We start from the raw sequence: 16,697 nt of genomic DNA on the forward strand, positions 1-16,697 counted from the left end.
GCCCGGTCAATTAACCTGTGGCTCTATTTTGAACGATTTAAACATGGAAGTAAGCTGTTTTTGCTTTCCTTCATCACGAAACACCTGCTCATACTTTCGCGCATTCTGAGCCAAAATATCGTTTGGATACCCTTTGTAAATACGCTGCAAAGTATCCGCAGCGTCCGTATACAAATCCTGAACCGAATTCCTAGCCCGCCACCAACTGTTGAAGTTAGCCAACCTCCGACTTGCACAAGCCGCACGGTACAACGCTTTCGGAGCAAAACTCGAATTTGGATACTCTTTGGCCAATTGTAAACATATCTTCCTCGCTCGCCAAAGACACTCATGCTCATAGTGATGAGTCTCAACCGCCCGGTTGTCTTCAGGTGTATTGAACGAACCGTTCATGCCAGCCATCACCTGCCGCATCCCACCCCACAACGGCGCGTTGTACAGCATCAGATTCCGGTGATTGTAATAATACGAGGCTAATTCGTACGTCTTACTCGCCTTAAGTTCCACCTGAGACGCCCTAGAAATCTCCTTCCTCAGCTGAATCAGGTCACGCGTTACCCCAAGCGGATCCACAAGCGTATCAATCCCCGCCTTCTCATCCGCCCCCACCCAAGCAAAATCATGACTGCCTGGCAAAGCAAGCTTGTCCCGCGCCACCAAAGGAATCGCACTAAACTCCCGTTCAGCCTCAACCAACATGTCCTGCCTCAAATACCGCAGCCCCAACGAATACCGCCAAACATTCGCCTTCGAAGTCGAAGCCCTCGATTCCGTAAAGGCCCTCAACTGAGCCAAGCTCATCTTCACATCAACCAGATAAGCAACATCCAGCGAGTACTCCAGCTTCTCGTACACGCCCACTGCCTTGGCCAGCTCACCCTGCTTCTCATAAGCAACCGCCAAAAGCTCCTGAGCCGGCTTGCTCAAATAGCTCCCAGAAAGCGCCGACTGATGAGCCTGCAACGTCCCAACAGCCTTCGCATACTGATTCAACTTCAAATAGCTCCCCGCCATCACATAAGCCGCCAAATCATGCCGCGAACCAGCTTTCCCGCCCACCTGCAAACTCCGCTCTGCAAACGCCAACGCACTCTTCGGGTCTTTCGAGAGATAGCAAATCTCAGCAAGCCGCGCCAACACAGAAGAGGTCACAACAGCCCGATTATTCCGCCCCAACGCCATCTTCGCAAACGCCGCCAACCCCTTCAACTCATTCGCCTTAATCTGGCTGTGATAAAGCCGAAAGTTCAAATAAGGCTCTAAAAGCGTCGAGTCAGCAAGGATCGCCCCGCGCAAGCCATTCGCCTCAGCAGGCGCCAACGATTCCGAAACTCGCCGGATGCTACTCAAAAGCGACACCTGCTTCTTCGCATCGGTCTCCCCAGCAAACTCCCGCAAATACCCCTTCAAAGCATCCACCCGGCGACCAGTCACATACTTCGCCCGATTAAGCCAACCCAAAGCACTCGAACGAAAACGAGTCTTCGGATACAACTTGAGAAGCGTATTCAGGTGCTCCGTAGCCTTGGAGGCATTCGCAACAACCGTCTTCGGATCGTCCTTCCACAAAAGCCCATCCTTGGAAATATTCGGCCCATACAGCAGGCAACGAGCACTCATGATCAACGCACCCTCGCGCCGCGGACTCCCAGCAATCGCAGCCACCTGCTCATAAAGCGGCGCAGCAGCCACAGGCGAAACCTTGTCGTACTTCAAACCCGCCAACGCATACAGCGCATGAGCCCTGAGAAACCCAGCATTTGGGTTAGCAACAATCCGCTGTAACAAAGGCTCCGCCTGCTCAGCAGGAAGCTCTATAGCGTCAAAGTAGTCCCGCACCGGCGGCTTCTCTCTGCCAGACGCCTGCTCACTCAGAACCTCAGACCGATCCCGCGCCCGCTCCGCGTCAGGGGGATTCATCAAAGCGTACTGAAGGTACACCTTGGAAGCCTCCTCAAGCTTCCCGATCTTCTCAAGATAACTCGCCTTCTCATAAAGGCTCTTCTGCAGATCCTCAACTCCCTTATCCGGCGTCTCCGTCAAAAGGTCAGAACTGTGGACCACAGGCCGATTCGTATTCTCATCCCAAGGAGCAATCACCAGCGGAGGCGGAGGCGTCCCAAAATCAACTTCGCTGGTATTGAAGTGAACGGTATTCGTCAACTCACCAATGCAAGCAATCATCGTCGCCGATCCGGCAAGGACGACTCCAAACGCAACTACCCTGAACTTACGGGACATCAACATTTCGGCTTTCCATAGCAAACCTACCAGCTTGAGTAGATCCGTCCATGAGCTTAACACGCCAAGTAGCCGTTACTCCCTCTTTCTTCCCTAAAGTGATCGCATCAGGAGCAAACGAACTCCCCGGCCCCAGTCGATAGCCAGAAATAACCACTCCATCCGCCCGCGCCAAGCTCACCTTCCCAGCCGTGCTCACATCCCCAGCAAACGGAACAACCGCCGCCGACCGAGGCAATTCCAACAAAGCTCCAACCGGAAACCGAACCTCGTACAGCACAGCCCCCTCCCCAATCGCACTCGATTCAGCGCCAACATTCTTAAGCCGAAGGCTCAGGTCATACTGAAAACCCTTCTTCCCCTCCACGCTGGTCCAAGGGTTAGCCCGCAGGTCACACGTCGCATGGAACGCAGGCGCCAGACTCTGACCCTTAAACGCCTGCAAAACACTATCCAAACCTAAAGCCATCGATTCCCCTCGCTCGGGATATCGAAAAAGAGCAATCCCAAGGCAGTGCTCGCCACCATATTTCTGAACCCCGCTCCAGAACTTGCCTACCGTCTGCGAAGTAGGAATCCGATAAACAATGCGGTACCCCTTCCCTTTTCCGTTGCTACCTGCCTGAGTGGCAACAAACTGCACCCGCTGCTCACTCTCCTCCATCCGGCTGCTCTCCAACCTCAGCGAGGGATGACGAAACGCATCATCAAGCGAAAGCCCCTTATAAGAACCCCTCAAATGCCCAGCTTCATCAAACAGCAACGCCTGAGCATAAGTCGGAACGCCCACAAAGTAAGGCACTCCCAGCCGCTCACACTGCGCCATCCCCCTTTCCAAGAGCCGTAAATCACCGACGACACCATCCTCGCCAACCGACTTAGGAATATGTCCCTCATAAAACTGGGGAGCATAGAAATCAAGGTTCTCCGTGAGACGCCTAAGGTCCCTGCTTCCAAACCAAGTAGTAAGCCCCGTCGCCGAGAGCTTAATGTTGGCTTTCAACTTCGAGCGCACCCGCTTAGCCAAATCCCCATACTTCGGAAGAAGCCGGGTCGGAACATCAAAGTCGAACTGCAACCCGGAAACGCCCACTCCAGCCGCGCCAGCACGCTCCTTATCAGACGCAAACACAGCCACAATCTGCGCCGCAAGCACCTCATTATCAAGCTGCTCAAAGTGCTTCAACGCACCCGCATCAAAGTTGTAAACGAGATGAGTCTCAACAGCAGACTTACCCACAAACTGCTGCCGCAAAATGGGAACCAACTTCTCCCCGTCATAACTTAATGTGCAACCGCGCACAAACACGCGCTCCACACCCAAATCCTTAAGCTTGCCGTCGTCAACCGCAAACGGAGTGTGCCAATACCAAACAGCTTTGGACAAAACCGGCTTGGGAGCTTTCGCGCACGAAGATGCCAACAACACCCCACCCACACAAAGCGCAGCACCTATCTTAATGTTAAAAATCACGCCTCGCATGCAACCATGACCATCATAAGCCGTATTACCTGGCGAAATCATGAGAGCAAATCAGATGCAAACCGTTCAGTGTCCGGGTTGCCAACAGACACTACCCGCTTGGACTCAGGTTTGCCAGTTCTGTGGCTATCAACTAACCCACGGCTACGCAAGGCACATCGACCTACAAGATCACCGCCGCCGCAACATGCCCACATGGAAAGAGGCAGGCTACGTCGTGGTCAGCGTACTTCTCCTGTTGTTGGGTGTCCTAGAACTCCTGCAATCTTTCGATGTGATCCCTAACCTCTACACGAAATGGGGAGGTTCAGCTTTCATAGGTGTGTGGGGAGTCGTCCACTGCACCCTAGCCCTCGGCATGCTTTTCCACCAAACCTGGGCTCAATTTCTGGTCAAGTACTCGTGCATGCTATCGCTGCTACTCACCTCGTTCAATCTCCTGCTTCAGTTGATGATGCCAGTACGCTCTTCTAACGCAGCAATCGCGATTGCTGCGAACCTGTTTAATATCGTCCTGTACGCAATGACCATCTACCTCATCAACGAAGAAGGCGACGTATAAGAAAGGGGAGTCCATGCGCAGCTCTCAAACCTGGAATCCCCGCCCACTCCTACTCCATAGTCAAAGCGCGAGGCTGTGCAGCAACGACCCCAATCTTGGGAGTGACCATCTTAGCAAGAAGTTTGCTTGCAGTAGCACTCGGCATAAACTTGATCTTCGCCAAGAAATCCTGCTCAGTAAGCGCTGCAAGCGGAGCCGCATCGTGCGCCCCCAAAGCCAAGGCGTTCACTGCCATATGATGTGCGATCAGCTTGTCTTCAGCACTGTCACCCTGAGTAGCAATCCGGGCGGCAATACAATAGTCGGCCCCAGTCGCAAGCTTGCCCTCACTAACCAGTTTGGAAAGTTTCTGACGAACAACGACCTTGCCGTCACCCACTGCCTTGGAGTCCTCTTTCTGGAGGGCTATCAGCTCAGGTGAAATAATACTTACGCCTTCCACAGAAAGCGCTCGCGCAGTCGCTCTCGATGAAGACATCGAAAGAATGGCGCTCGCCGTAACAACCCCTACTACAATTCCCATCGCGATTCTAATCGCTTTTGTTTCTAATGTGCTGCTTGTTCCCATCACGCAAATTAATACGCAATGGGTGTTCCCGTGCTGGGGCCATGTGCCTACCGGCCCTTAACATTGCGGAACCCATCCGCCATAGACCAGGCCGAAGTCAGGACCTTTGATCCCCTCGTTTCAGTTGGCGACGGACTAGAAAAGCCCAAAATCGCTTCCAACTCAGCGGGAACCCCAGAACTCACCCAGTGCGGGAACTCCCGCCCCAAGAACCCAGTATCTATGGTGCCAGAGCGAAAATCCTCGTGATCTAATACATCGAGCAGATAGGCGATGTTGGTCTTAATTCCAAGAACATGGAAATCCATCAAAGCCTGTCTCATTCGCTCAATCGCCTCAGCACGAATTGACGAGTGAACGATCAGTTTCGCCAACATCGAGTCGTAGTACTGAGAAACCTCTCGACCGTTCCCATAACCCGTGTCCACTCGAACTCCAGGCATCTGAGGCTCAGCCCACGCAAGAATCTTTCCAATACTCGGAAGAAAGTTCTGAGCAGGATCCTCAGCAATAATTCTCACCTCAATCGCATGCCCGCAAATCGCATCGCGACTCCCAGCCAATAGATTCTCAGAAATCTCAAGCCGCTCCCCCCTCGCAACGCGTAACTGCCATTTCACGAGATCAAGACCCGTGATCATCTCCGTAACCGGATGCTCCACCTGCAACCGCGCATTCACTTCCAAGAAGTAAAACTCATGAGTTGCATCATCATAAATGAACTCAACAGTGCCCGCATTCGTATAGCCAGCGGTCTTAATCAGACTTCGAGCCGCCTCGCGCATAGCAGGCCAGCCCCGCGCATCTGATTCCCAAAGCGCCGAAGGACTCTCCTCAATCAGCTTCTGATGCCGCCTTTGAATCGAGCACTCTCGCTCAAACAAACAAGCGACATTCCCATGGTGGTCCGCCATCACCTGGACCTCAATGTGGCGAGGCTTCTCAATCAGCTTCTCCACCATCATCTCACCATCGCCAAACCCCTTCAGGGCCTCATCCGAAGCAATGGACAGCTGATCCTGAAACTCATCCGCAGAACGAACCACCCGCATTCCGCGACCTCCGCCACCAGCCGCAGCCTTCAGCATCACCGGAAAACCAATCTCAACCGCGGCCTTCTCCAACTCCTCAGGTGTCGCTCCAACCTTGAACATCCCCGGAACAATCGGCACGTTCGCCTCAACAGCCAGGTTCTTCGCATCAATCTTAGAACCCAATCGCCGCATCGCCCCAGAACTCGGTCCCACAAAAACAATGCCCGCAGCAACACAAGCGTCCACAAACTCAGCCCGCTCGCTCAAGAAGCCATAGCCAGGATGAACAGCATCCGCTCCCGTAGCTCGAACAGCCTGAAGAATCGCTTCAATATTCAAATAGCTCTGGCTAGCTTCAGATCCACCAATACAAACCGCCTCATCAGCCAGCTGAACATGAATCGCCCCCGCATCCGCCTCGCTATAAACAGCCACAGTCCGGATCCCCATCTCCCGCGCCGCTCGAATGACGCGCACGGCAATCTCGCCACGGTTGGCAATCAGCAATTTCTTCATAGCTCACCCTTAAACGAAGGTTTGCGCTTTTCCAAAAATGCGCTGATCCCCTCTCTCGCTTCCGCCCCGGCCCGTGTCTTAGCCAACAACCGCGCGGCATCCTCAAGAGCAAGCGGCGACTCACTCGCCAACCGCTTCGACGAAGCAACAGCCTCCGGTCCAGCATTCAAAATCGCTTTGAGCTTCGCCCCAACCGCAGACTCAATCTCTTCCCGCTCGCACACCTCATGAACCAAGCCGATCCGCAAAGCACGCGGCGCATCAAACATCTCCCCAGAAGCAAAAAGCGCTCTTGCATGTCCAGGTCCAATCTTCGGCAACACAAAAGGTGAAATCGTCGCTGGCACCAACCCCAGCCGAACCTCGCTAAACGCGAACGTTGCGTTGCTCGCAGCCACCGCACTGTCCGAAGCAGCAACCAGCCCACAACCACCCCCAAAACAAGGCCCAACCACCCGAGCAATCACATACGCCGGGCAATCAACAATGCTCTGAAACAGATGCGCCAGCTTCAGCGCATCCTGATAGTTCTGCTCCTCGGTGTAGCTCGCAGCCTGCCGCATCCAGTTCAAGTCACCGCCAGCACAAAACGCCTCGCCCTCACCAGTAAGCACAACAGCGCGAACACCAGAACTCACGCCACGAATGGCCTCAGTAAGCGCAGCAATTAACTCGTCGTTGAAAGCGTTCTTCACTTCCGGACGATCAATAGTAAGACGAAGGATCGCCCCATCAGACTCGACTCTGAGCATATGAGTCGAAGTATGACAGGGGTTCTATGAGTCAAACAATAATTCACAATTTCATGATATTATAATATTATGAACTACACGACGATGGACGACCAAACGCGTGAAAGAGCCTCCCTGCTCTTCTCTGCGTTGTCCAATCCCGTCCGCCTAAAAATCGTAGAACTCCTCTGCGAGGGCGAGCGCACAGTAGGCGAAGTAGCCACCGCCATGGGCGTAGGACAATCAGGTGCATCCCAACACCTAGCCACGCTCACCCGCGCAGGCATCCTAAAAGTAGAGCCACGCGGAACGTCACGCTTCTACAAAGTGAGAGGTCCAAGAATTCCGCAAATCCTTCTCCTCATCAACGAGTTCTGCCACGTTCACAGCCTCTTTGGCCCCACCGAATCGGAGCCAGAAAATGAGCTATGAAGAAGCAACCAGTGAGCTAAAACAGTATCTATCCACCCGTAGCGAACGAAAGCGACTCTTCCCAAGAGCCGTTCTCGTAGGAGTCTCCGCCGGACTGCTTGCAGTAGCCTTCCGCGCCGCCCTAGAGCTCAGTGATGCAAGCCGCAACCGTCTCATAGAATGGGCACACACACTCCCCGCCATGGGCTGGCTCGTCGTCGCCACCTTCAGCAGTCTCATGACATTGGGTGCCTACCAAATCGTCAGCCGCTTCGCACCCGAAACATCCGGCAGCGGCATCCCCTTTCTAGAAGCTGTTCTCCATCGCCACAAGCTCATGAACTGGAGCCGCGTCCTCATCGCTAAGTTCACAGGTGGCGTATTAGCCATTGGCTCCGGCATGGCCCTCGGACGCGAAGGACCCACCGTCCAAATGGGTGGCGCAACAGGTCAGGGAATCGCCAAGGCAATGTCCATGAACCCCCAAGAGACCCTCGTCCTGATTGCCACAGGAGCGGGAGCCGGGTTAGCAGCAGCGTTCAATGCGCCACTCGCTGGCCTCGTTTTCGTCCTAGAAGAACTGCAAAAAGACTTCCGCCCAGTCGTGTTCGGCTCCGCCTTCCTAGCCGCAGCATGCGCAGACGTCGTAGGCAGATGTTTCTCAGGCCAACTCCCCGTCTTTTCCGCCCCCGCATACCCGTCTCCAGCGTTAAACACGCTTCCCCTCTTCGTCCTGCTTGGCCTTCTACTAGGCGCACTGGGAGTCCTATTTAACAAAACGCTCCTCAGAATGCTCGACTTCGTCGGAAACATGAAGAGTCAACGAAAAGCAATCTATGTCGCAGCAGTCGGAGCGGCTGTCGGAGCAATTGCCTACTACCATCCAATACTGGCAGGAGGCGGACACGGACTCACCGAAAGAGTGCTGAGGGGGGATGTCGTCCTGACCATCGTTCCCATATTCTTCCTACTCAGGTTCTTCATGTCCATGACCAGCTACTCCACAGGAGTCGCAGGCGGAATCTTTGCTCCCCTACTGGCCTTAGGCGCGCTCGTCGGGCTAGGCATAGGAGAATCCGCAGCCCACCTACTACCCAACGCTCACATCCAACCAGGAGCCTTCGCCGTAGTTGGAATGGCCGCCTACTTCACCGCCATCGTAAGAGCACCCCTCACAGGCATGGTGCTCATCATCGAAATGACCGGCAGCTACGCACAGATGCTCCCCCTTCTCGTAACCTGCTTCTGCTCCTACATGGTCGCGGAACTCCTCGGAGACATGCCAATCTACGAAGCCCTACTCCAGCGAGACCTGCTGAAAAACAGCGTGACGCTGCACCATGAAGAACCCATCGTGCTGGAGCTAGAAGTCCAACCCCACTCACCCTTCGATGGAATGTACGTCCGCGACCTCGGACTCCCCAAAGGAGTCGTACTCGTCAATCTCAGAGAAAAAGGACACGAAACAGTCCCCCACGCAGACACATTGCTGCGAGAGCACATGAAGATCACTGCCATCATCTCCCCCGAGTCAGAGGGAGGCCTACAAGCATTCCGACAAGGCTGCAACGCACCGAACCACGGATCTCATTCACAATAGAAAAGCATGCCCGTCCTCACCACCCAGAAATACACCATCTCCCGATGGATGCTAGCCCGACTAGCAGCCGAAGAGTACGTGAGGACGTTCTGGTGGGTGTTCATGGCAATCCCCCTCTCAGGAATCGTGCTCCTCATCTTCGGACAAGGACTCATGCAACTCGTCGGCGCCATGGCCCTCTTCTGGCCCTTCACCATCCCCGCCCGCTCAATCATCATCACCAGCAAGGTCGGCAAACTCTTCCGCGAAGGCGTCACCATGCGCCTAGAAAACGGCACCATGTACTTCTATGGCGCCGCCGAGAAAGGAATGAAGATGAACCTAGACTCCGTCCGCAAAGCCCTCATCCGAAACGGTCACATCATCCTCAAAACACGCTACGCAGGTTTCGTAGCCATCCCGCTCACCGCACTCGATGGTCAAGAAACAGCCTTCATGGAAGCAGTAACCGCCGCCGAACTAGACTAAGCCTTGTACTCTTCGAACAACTTCCCAAGGCTCTCAGCCTGTCGATAGTTGGTCCAATCCAAACTCACGGGCGTGATACTCACAAACCCTTCGCTCACAGCCTGAACGTCCGTCCCAGGCTGATGACTGTCCATCACAACAACCCCACCCTGCCAATAATAAGGGCGTCCCCAAGGGTCTTCGCGATACTCCACACGGTCCTTATAAACCCGCTGCCCCATCTTAGCCACCTTGTGCCCCCGCAGCTCCTGATACTGAATCGAAGGGATATTCACGTTCAAAAACGTAAGCGGCTCAAAAGGAGCATCCACCAACATATGCCAGTGCTCCTGTAACCACTGCGCACCCGTCTCATAGTGCAAAGGCGCACCACTCACAAACAGCGCCATGCTCAGCGAGATGCTAGGGATCCCATTAATAGTCCCCTCCATCGCCCCCGCAGCAGTCCCACTGTAAGTGATATCAAAGCCAAGATTAGGCCCGTTGTTGATCCCACTCAAAACCAAATCACACCCATCGGGATAACAGGTGGTCAACCCAACATTCACACAGTCCACAGGAAACCCATTGACCTCAAAAGCCTTGCACCCCTCCCAACTAACAGGAGAAACACGCAAAGGATCACGCATGGTCATCGCATGAGAACACGCCGACCGCTCGCGGTCAGGAGCGACAATCACAACCTCGCCAAACTGCTTGGCAACCGAGGCAAGGGCCTTAAGGCCAGGCGCATGAATACCGTCGTCGTTGGTAATGAGGATCCGCATGAGCCTTCAGTTTGACACTTAAAGCCCATGCGGAACGACTCGTAAAATCAGAATGGTTTAACAGATCGAACGTGATGGATGCAGAAATAAAGAATGTCGTCGTCCGCCTTGTGCAGCTTCAGCCAACCCTCATCCGCACCTTCCAGAATCCCCACATCACGGGTCCCATCGCTGCAGAAAACAACCACCTTCTTACCAATTAGCTCTTTGATCATCCATAACTCCTTATGCGAATAGGGTCTTGCCGGTGCTCTTCAAGTCGGCGCATGCCTGAAGCACACGATCCTTCATGTTCGTCTCAGCCTTCTTCAGATAGCTGCGAGGATCATAAACCTTCTTATCGCCCATCTCACCATCGACGCGAAGAACGCCGTCATAGTTCTTGAACATGTGATCAGCAATCGGTCGAGTGAACGCATACTGACAGTCGGTATCCACGTTCATCTTCACCACGCCGTACTCCAAAGTCTCATGGATCTCACTGAGAAGTGAGCCACTACCACCGTGGAACACCAGGTCAAGCTTAGCCTGAGGCCCGTACTTCGAAGTAATCGCCGCATTACCATCCCGCAGAATAGTCGGCTCAAGCTTAACATTGCCCGGCTTGTAAACGCCGTGAACGTTGCCAAAGGTAGCAGCAAGAGTAAACCGCCCCGTATCCTTCAACTGCTCATAGGAATAAAGCATGTCCTCAGGAGTCGTATACAGTTTGTCGTGATGAGCACCCGTATTATCGATGCCATCCTCTTCGCCGCCAACCAAACCAACTTCAACCTCAAGAATAATCCCAAGAGGAGCCATCCGCGAAAGCAACTCCTTCGCCAGCGCAATGTTCTTCTCCATAGGCAGCTCACTACCGTCGAACATAAAACCGTTGAACAGATTCCGCTGACCAGCCTGCTTCCGCTTCTCCTCATTGGCAATCAGAGGCCGAACAAACTTATCCAGCTTAGGCTCCACACAGTGATCCGTCGTGAGAGCAACATAAACTCCCATCCGCTCAGCAATGAGGTGAACATGCTCAGCCAAAGAGATCGCACCAAGAGCCATGTCCTTCGCAGGACCGCTCACAAACTCTGCGCCACCAGTGCTGAACTGAATGATTCCGTCAGACTTAGCTTCGGCAAAAGCAGCAAGAGCAGCATTAGCCGTATTGGTGCTCGTCACGTTGATGCTAGGAAGAGCGTAGTTCCCTGCTTGAGCAGCATCAAGAATACGAGCGAATGTTTTCGGGTCCGGCACTGGCATAACCTAAAGGTTACCGCTTTACACGTATTCTTACTACTTTTCTGGTTCAATCTCATTCGATGAAGCCAGCACCACACGCAATCGCCGCACTCCTAGCCACAGCGATCGTAACCCTGGTGATCCGCGAAGCCCAAGGAGCCTGGCTCCCAACCAGCCTAGGTGTCGTCATCACGCTCCTGGTATTCACCGCCCCCCTATACCGAAAAATCGAACTCCTCTCCCCGCTAGCCATGTCCCTCATCGGACTGGCAGACATCGGCTGGCTAGCCTCCGAACCACGCACTCACATCCACCACCCCATCGTCCTCATGGGAGTCTCTGGCCTCCTCTTCTCAGTCGGCTTCTGCCTCCTCATCGTCACAAAGGAAGGAAGACAACTCCTAACCACTGCCTTCCTCATGGTAGGCGTCCCCGTCGGCTTAGTCTCCTACTTCAGCACCAGCACAGGCAGCGCGGGCCGAATGTTAAAGTTCTTCATCACCGAACTACACATGTCCCCCGAACTAGCCCAACACTCAATCGTCCTAGTCCGAAAATCCATCCACTTCAGCTTCTATGGAACCGTCGCACTAGCCTGCTGTATCGCCCTCAAACGAGGCAAACAATCCCTTGGCGGAGCCACCTTCTTCGGCCTACTCATGGCCCTCTCTCTAGCCTCATTCGACGAATACCGCCAATCCATGACCTCAGACCGCACCGGCCAATGGCAAGACGTGGCCCTCGACATGGCCGGAGCACTTTCTTTTTTAACAATCTATTACGTACTTTCTAAATCCCGAAACACCCGCGCTAACATGTAAAAATGCTCATCAGCCTGTGCCTAGCATGTGCGGCGACCCTCAACCCGCTCGGTCAAACCGTCACTTTCTCGGCACGTGCAGGCGCAGCGCCATCCATCATTTTAGAGCTAGCCAAAACGACCAACATACCGCTCGAAGTCGCCCCCGAAACATCACAAGAAATCATCTTAGTGTCCGTAAAAGATGCTCCACTACAGTTCGTAATGGACAATATCGCACGGGTCACCTCCTCCAAATGGCGACTCTCAAACGGCGTCTACAAGCTAGTCCCAGACGTCGGGCTACGGGCCAAACAGAAACTAGCAGAAGACGCAAAACGACTTGCCTTCCTAAATCAAGAGATAGGAGGAGACGAAACACCCGCCGACGACATCCAAGAAACCTCCTTTTACAGAAATCCAGATGAATGCGAATACAACTGCCTCAGACTACTGAAATTCGTAAACTCCGACCAACTTGGAGCCCTCCCAGACGGCGAACGTGCTGTCTTTTCAACCGAACCAAATTCAAGACAATATCCGCTCGCGCAGGCAGCTCTCGAACTCGTAAAGAAGTGGCAGCAACTGCATAACAAAAATGCAGAGCGATTCGCTGCAGAACACACGGGCCCCATTTACTGGGACTCCTACCCGGAAACCGACAAAACAATAAATGCCCCCATCTCAAAGGTTCTAGTAGCTGTTCAGCACGGAATCGGAGGCAATTTTGAGGCTAAGTTTCTTGCCCTGGCAACAACTGGGAAGATCCTCATGGCCGGCAAATCCAAAATAGATGAGGTACCCAGCGATCCTCAGACATTCACAGCAACACCACGTATTAAAAGCCGCTTAGTTTTCTCAAAAGAGAGCCAAACACTCATCCAATGGCTTCAGCAAGACACCGCCAACGCAGTGGCCGTCCCTACAGAAGTCGCAGATATCCTCTCTCACCCAGATACAAACGACCCCCTAAGCTACTCAACATCGGAGTGCCTGCTAGAACTCGCAAAATACCAAAACAAGCAGTTAATCGCATGCCTCCCAGATGCAGCCATAGAACGGCTCTATCCGGAGATTGAGGGAGACATTTCCTCCGTTGAAGAGCAACTAGTACTTGAAAGTAGCGTCAAAACAATTCCAACAGAGCAAGCAATCATCATCATGCCCTCCTCACCCGCGGAGGCGAGGGAAACACGAATGAACCGTGTCGCAATGGCGAAGTTCGTAGCATCTGTCCAAAAGAACAAATATGCCTCCCTCGATAGCCTATCTACCTTGGCCGTCGAAGCACCCAATACCGTCTACTCAAACCTTGGCAGACTGTATCTCAGCGCGTTCAGCGGCCCAGACGGTATCGCAGAGAGCGCCTGGAAAACGCTTCAGTTTTACGCCTTACTAACGGAGCAACAACGAAAAATCGTTCAGAACGGCGGAAGCCTCAAAACCACCGCGCTCGGAACAAAAGCAAAATCTGCACTCGAAAGCTTGATCTTCAGTACGGAACTGTCTGAAAAAATAACCATAAGCAGCCAAGAAGAAACGAGCCTAGACGATCCTCTTCACCTCGCACAGCTCGGTTTCTCAACCGACGACTACCGTATGGAGATCACAGAACTTCTTCCAGAGGGTTTGCAAAAGCCCTGCGTGATCGTCAGCAAAGCCTCAACTTACACATGTCTCCAATTGGAAGCTCCTACGGGATTTGTGTCGTACGCCTTCTTAACTCCCGAATCGTACGTCAATTGGTCTCAAGTGGGACAAGATTTATCATCAAATTCTCCTGGCGCAGTGCTCATAACAAAGCCACCAGTACAACCTCAGGGGTGTCGCCTTGCGGCATTCCACTCTACGGAGATAACGATTCAGCTACCAAACCAAATCGTAGCGACCATCAACCTAACTGAACCACGAATCCGCGAGGGGGCGCGAATCTACAGCATGGCCTCGCTTCCAGAGGAGATTCAAAAGAAAATGCAAGCAGTGCGAAACCAGAGAAAGGAAACTCACAACCTCTTCAACATCCCCTCCGAAACACTCCCCAAGACAGTTCCACCAACTCCGTAGGTAAGAAGACTTCCCTGCCGCGCGAATCAACAGTAAGATAAAGCTATGTTGGTCGCTACTTGTCTGGCTCATCTGCTTATCGCGAACGCGCAGTCGCCGAACGTCACATTCTCCATGCCCGCAGGCAGAGCGAAGACCGTTCTGACCGAACTAGGAAAGGCCGCCAAGCTGGACATCCAAGCAACCCCGTCCATGGCAAACGAAGTCCTTCTCATTTCGGTACAAGATGCCCCCGTTCAAACAGTGCTCGACAAGATAGCCGTCGTCACCTCAGGGGAGTGGAAGCAAGATGGCAAAACCTACAGACTCATTCCAGCAGCGGGGCTTCGCCAACGAGAACAACTGGCAGAAACCAACAAGAAGATCGCCGATCTGCGCGCTTTAATCAAGAAAAAGATAGACGAAAGCAGACCCAAACCCCTTCCCGCCGCCAGAGAGGGCGTGCCAGCAAGTGACAAACCATCGAAAAATATAGGAGAGGGAGCGGCCCCATTCCCAGATTCCTTTGCCCCTCAAGATATCCCGGTGGTCAAGCTGCTCAGCTTCGCCAACCTAGCGGACCTTGCTTCGCTGGGATCTGATGGACGAATTGTTTTCTCTAGCTCACCTACGCACGCGCAAAGGCCGTTTACGGGCAACATCAACGCAGTCGTTACCGATTGGGTCAGCCAACACAACACATCACTTGGAGATGCACCCAGCGACATCGGCACCCCCGATTCCCCCGAGGAAGACGCCATGTTGCCGCCAGGATTCAAAGAGAGCATGGCCCGCAAGATGAAAAAGATCGACCAACCCATAGCCAAGGTCATCCTCATCATCTCTCAGATGCCACTTTTCGACATGACCACCGCATCCGCCATCGCCTACGACGCAAAAGGCAATGTTCTCCTCGACGGTTCCACAACTCTAGAAATGGGCGGCTTCATGGGCATGGTGAATTCCGCCATGCGCAAAGCGAAAGATAAAGGAAAGCAGGAACCCACAACAACAACCCCCATCGAGTTTTCGAAAAATACGCAACTGTTCATTACCGCAGTCAAAGCCTTAAGCAGCGGTGGCCTCATGGGCAGCCCAATTCCCGACGACGCCAAAGCCGTCCTCAGAAGTCCCGACACAATCGACCCCTTAAGCCTGGCAACAACGGACAGCATCTTGGCAATGGCCAAGCGAAACAAGCAACAGGTAATCGCAGACCTCCCAGACTCTATCCTCGTCGGATCGCTTGACGGCATTCCCGCCTCAACCGTCGAAGCATTCGAAGAAAACTTCAACGAGGAAGGCGGGGTTCAGATCGTAAAAGACCCTGCATTCCTCATCATAAAACCCAGCAAGCCGGCAGAATCCAGGGCAAAACAACTCGATCGAGAGGCTATGGCTAAGTTCCTGGGCAACTTGAACAGCGACTCGGTGACAAGGCTAGAAGCACTCAGCACCTTTGCCGTCAAGTCAGACTCACCCTTGAGGAATCTCGTATCGCTGATGTACTTAGCAGGGTCCGCTCGGAGTGAAATCATGAGCGGATTCCAGGGCCTCACCAACTGGAACATGCTTCGACTCTACGGACAGCTCTCACAAGGCCAGCGCGAGGCTCTTATAGGTGGCCAAAAATTGGCCTTCCGTAGCCTTACCCAAGACCAACAAAGCACCATCGCCGCAATGGTATACGGGGCAGGAACTGCTCTCCGACCCGAAGGACAAAAAGCATCGGCAACCGACATGTTCATGGGAGCATTCGACATGTTCGGGATGGGAGGCAACGCGGTCGACTACAAATCAGAACCCACCGAACTTCTACCGACCGGCCTGCTAGGAGACGGATACATTGAAGTGACCGCCCAAACTGGCAACTACCTCCAGATGATCGAGAAGGAAGGGTCCACCGATGGCATGGCCATGGGTGCGGACGAAATGGCATCGATGAAGTTGATGCAAGACCTCACAAAGGGCGTGGCTGGCGCTAGCGTAACTCTGCCGGAGAAAGCGCTCATGGGCCAAGAAACCAAAATGCTATTCACATTCCACGTAGCACCCGGAGTGGTCACCAGACAAACTCTCACCGACCGTAAACTACCAAAAGGCGCCAAGACAGTCAACCTAAACGCTCTCCCAGCCGAGATGCAAAAACAGATCGACGCCAAGTACGCCGAGCTAAAGAAATCCCCCATGGGAGCGTACGGCGGATTCGGAGGAACTGGCCGAATCACACCTCCTTAGTGAGGACTC

The 16,697-nt window shown here is 53.5% G+C and carries 15 protein-coding genes; 7 read left to right on the forward strand and 8 right to left on the reverse strand.

Annotated features, from left to right (window positions below; genetic code table 11):
- Window positions 1–6: 6 nt before the first annotated feature.
- Window positions 7–2,241: a tetratricopeptide repeat protein gene (locus tag ACZ51B_RS02850; protein ID WP_464295724.1), complete on the reverse strand. Its 2,235-nt coding sequence runs from the start codon at window positions 2,239–2,241 to the stop codon at window positions 7–9.
- Window positions 2,231–3,715 (reverse strand): DUF3142 domain-containing protein, encoded by a 1,485-nt coding sequence (locus tag ACZ51B_RS02855; protein WP_464295725.1) that lies wholly within the window; start codon window positions 3,713–3,715, stop codon window positions 2,231–2,233. The genes ACZ51B_RS02850 and ACZ51B_RS02855 overlap by 11 nt, the downstream gene beginning before the upstream one ends.
- A 49-nt stretch (window positions 3,716–3,764) precedes the next feature.
- Here ACZ51B_RS02855 and ACZ51B_RS02860 point away from each other — a divergent pair, with 49 nt between their 5' ends.
- Window positions 3,765–4,286 (forward strand): hypothetical protein, encoded by a 522-nt coding sequence (locus tag ACZ51B_RS02860; RefSeq protein ID WP_464295726.1) that lies wholly within the window; start codon window positions 3,765–3,767, stop codon window positions 4,284–4,286.
- Window positions 4,287–4,335: 49 nt separating this feature from the next.
- Here the strand turns inward: ACZ51B_RS02860 and ACZ51B_RS02865 are convergent, their stop codons facing one another.
- The 3 genes from ACZ51B_RS02865 to ACZ51B_RS02875 form a co-directional block, all read right to left on the reverse strand.
- Window positions 4,336–4,809 (reverse strand): hypothetical protein, encoded by a 474-nt coding sequence (locus ACZ51B_RS02865; RefSeq protein WP_464295727.1) that lies wholly within the window; start codon window positions 4,807–4,809, stop codon window positions 4,336–4,338.
- Window positions 4,810–4,901: 92 nt separating this feature from the next.
- Window positions 4,902–6,404, reverse strand: coding sequence for an acetyl-CoA carboxylase biotin carboxylase subunit (locus tag ACZ51B_RS02870; RefSeq protein WP_464295728.1), 1,503 nt, complete (start codon window positions 6,402–6,404; stop codon window positions 4,902–4,904).
- Window positions 6,401–7,156 (reverse strand): enoyl-CoA hydratase-related protein, encoded by a 756-nt coding sequence (locus tag ACZ51B_RS02875; protein WP_464295729.1) that lies wholly within the window; start codon window positions 7,154–7,156, stop codon window positions 6,401–6,403. The genes ACZ51B_RS02870 and ACZ51B_RS02875 overlap by 4 nt, the downstream gene beginning before the upstream one ends.
- 69 nt (window positions 7,157–7,225) lie before the next feature.
- On the opposite strand from ACZ51B_RS02875, the gene ACZ51B_RS02880 reads away from it, so the two are divergent.
- Genes ACZ51B_RS02880 through ACZ51B_RS02890 form a run of 3 tightly spaced genes read left to right on the forward strand, consistent with a single transcriptional unit; the run spans window position 7,226 to window position 9,614 of the window.
- Window positions 7,226–7,567 carry an ArsR/SmtB family transcription factor gene (locus ACZ51B_RS02880; protein ID WP_464295730.1) on the forward strand — a complete coding sequence of 114 codons (342 nt, stop codon included), beginning with the start codon at window positions 7,226–7,228 and terminating at the stop codon, window positions 7,565–7,567.
- A complete protein-coding gene (gene clcA / locus ACZ51B_RS02885; RefSeq protein ID WP_464295731.1) occupies window positions 7,557–9,146 on the forward strand; it encodes a H(+)/Cl(-) exchange transporter ClcA in 1,590 nt (529 codons plus the stop codon). The genes ACZ51B_RS02880 and clcA overlap by 11 nt, the downstream gene beginning before the upstream one ends.
- Before the next feature lie 6 nt (window positions 9,147–9,152).
- A complete protein-coding gene (locus ACZ51B_RS02890; RefSeq protein ID WP_464295732.1) occupies window positions 9,153–9,614 on the forward strand; it encodes a hypothetical protein in 462 nt (153 codons plus the stop codon).
- On the opposite strand, the gene surE is transcribed toward ACZ51B_RS02890, so the two are convergent.
- Genes surE through fbaA form a run of 3 tightly spaced genes read right to left on the reverse strand, consistent with a single transcriptional unit; the run spans window position 9,611 to window position 11,629 of the window.
- Window positions 9,611–10,381 carry a 5'/3'-nucleotidase SurE gene (surE, locus tag ACZ51B_RS02895; protein ID WP_464295733.1) on the reverse strand — a complete coding sequence of 257 codons (771 nt, stop codon included), beginning with the start codon at window positions 10,379–10,381 and terminating at the stop codon, window positions 9,611–9,613. The two genes, ACZ51B_RS02890 and surE, sit on opposite strands and share 4 nt — an antisense overlap.
- Before the next feature lie 47 nt (window positions 10,382–10,428).
- Complete coding sequence (locus ACZ51B_RS02900; RefSeq protein ID WP_464295734.1) at window positions 10,429–10,596, reverse strand: hypothetical protein; 168 nt, start codon at window positions 10,594–10,596, stop codon at window positions 10,429–10,431.
- A gap of 10 nt (window positions 10,597–10,606) precedes the next feature.
- On the reverse strand, window positions 10,607–11,629 hold the full coding sequence (fbaA, locus tag ACZ51B_RS02905) for a class II fructose-bisphosphate aldolase (protein WP_464295735.1): 1,023 nt from the start codon (window positions 11,627–11,629) through the stop codon (window positions 10,607–10,609).
- A gap of 59 nt (window positions 11,630–11,688) precedes the next feature.
- Between fbaA and ACZ51B_RS02910 the strand changes: the two genes are divergently transcribed.
- Genes ACZ51B_RS02910 through ACZ51B_RS02920 form a run of 3 tightly spaced genes read left to right on the forward strand, consistent with a single transcriptional unit; the run spans window position 11,689 to window position 16,688 of the window.
- Entirely contained in the window at window positions 11,689–12,429 is a 741-nt protein-coding gene (locus tag ACZ51B_RS02910; RefSeq protein ID WP_464295736.1) for a VanZ family protein, read from the forward strand.
- 2 nt (window positions 12,430–12,431) lie between these two features.
- Window positions 12,432–14,471, forward strand: coding sequence for a hypothetical protein (locus tag ACZ51B_RS02915; RefSeq protein ID WP_464295737.1), 2,040 nt, complete (start codon window positions 12,432–12,434; stop codon window positions 14,469–14,471).
- Between the two features lie 45 nt (window positions 14,472–14,516).
- Entirely contained in the window at window positions 14,517–16,688 is a 2,172-nt protein-coding gene (locus ACZ51B_RS02920) for a hypothetical protein (protein WP_464295738.1), read from the forward strand.
- Window positions 16,689–16,697 lie beyond the last annotated feature (9 nt).

It is taken from the genome of Fimbriimonas sp. LA-C6 (genome assembly GCF_055398105.1).

What these genes read in the sequence shown, in the direction of transcription:
- ACZ51B_RS02850 (WP_464295724.1), bottom strand. Translation starts at nt 2,241, where the DNA reads ATGTCCCGTAAGTTCAGGGTAGTTGCGTTTGGAGTCGTCCTTGCCGGA.
- ACZ51B_RS02860 (WP_464295726.1), top strand. Translation starts at nt 3,765, where the DNA reads ATGAGAGCAAATCAGATGCAAACCGTTCAGTGTCCGGGTTGCCAACAG.
- ACZ51B_RS02865 (WP_464295727.1), bottom strand. Translation starts at nt 4,809, where the DNA reads ATGGGAATTGTAGTAGGGGTTGTTACGGCGAGCGCCATTCTTTCGATG.
- ACZ51B_RS02870 (WP_464295728.1), bottom strand. Translation starts at nt 6,404, where the DNA reads ATGAAGAAATTGCTGATTGCCAACCGTGGCGAGATTGCCGTGCGCGTC.
- ACZ51B_RS02875 (WP_464295729.1), bottom strand. Translation starts at nt 7,156, where the DNA reads ATGCTCAGAGTCGAGTCTGATGGGGCGATCCTTCGTCTTACTATTGAT.
- ACZ51B_RS02880 (WP_464295730.1), top strand. Translation starts at nt 7,226, where the DNA reads ATGAACTACACGACGATGGACGACCAAACGCGTGAAAGAGCCTCCCTG.
- clcA (WP_464295731.1), top strand. Translation starts at nt 7,557, where the DNA reads ATGAGCTATGAAGAAGCAACCAGTGAGCTAAAACAGTATCTATCCACC.
- ACZ51B_RS02890 (WP_464295732.1), top strand. Translation starts at nt 9,153, where the DNA reads ATGCCCGTCCTCACCACCCAGAAATACACCATCTCCCGATGGATGCTA.
- surE (WP_464295733.1), bottom strand. Translation starts at nt 10,381, where the DNA reads ATGCGGATCCTCATTACCAACGACGACGGTATTCATGCGCCTGGCCTT.
- ACZ51B_RS02900 (WP_464295734.1), bottom strand. Translation starts at nt 10,596, where the DNA reads ATGATCAAAGAGCTAATTGGTAAGAAGGTGGTTGTTTTCTGCAGCGAT.
- fbaA (WP_464295735.1), bottom strand. Translation starts at nt 11,629, where the DNA reads ATGCCAGTGCCGGACCCGAAAACATTCGCTCGTATTCTTGATGCTGCT.
- ACZ51B_RS02910 (WP_464295736.1), top strand. Translation starts at nt 11,689, where the DNA reads ATGAAGCCAGCACCACACGCAATCGCCGCACTCCTAGCCACAGCGATC.
- ACZ51B_RS02915 (WP_464295737.1), top strand. Translation starts at nt 12,432, where the DNA reads ATGCTCATCAGCCTGTGCCTAGCATGTGCGGCGACCCTCAACCCGCTC.
- ACZ51B_RS02920 (WP_464295738.1), top strand. Translation starts at nt 14,517, where the DNA reads ATGTTGGTCGCTACTTGTCTGGCTCATCTGCTTATCGCGAACGCGCAG.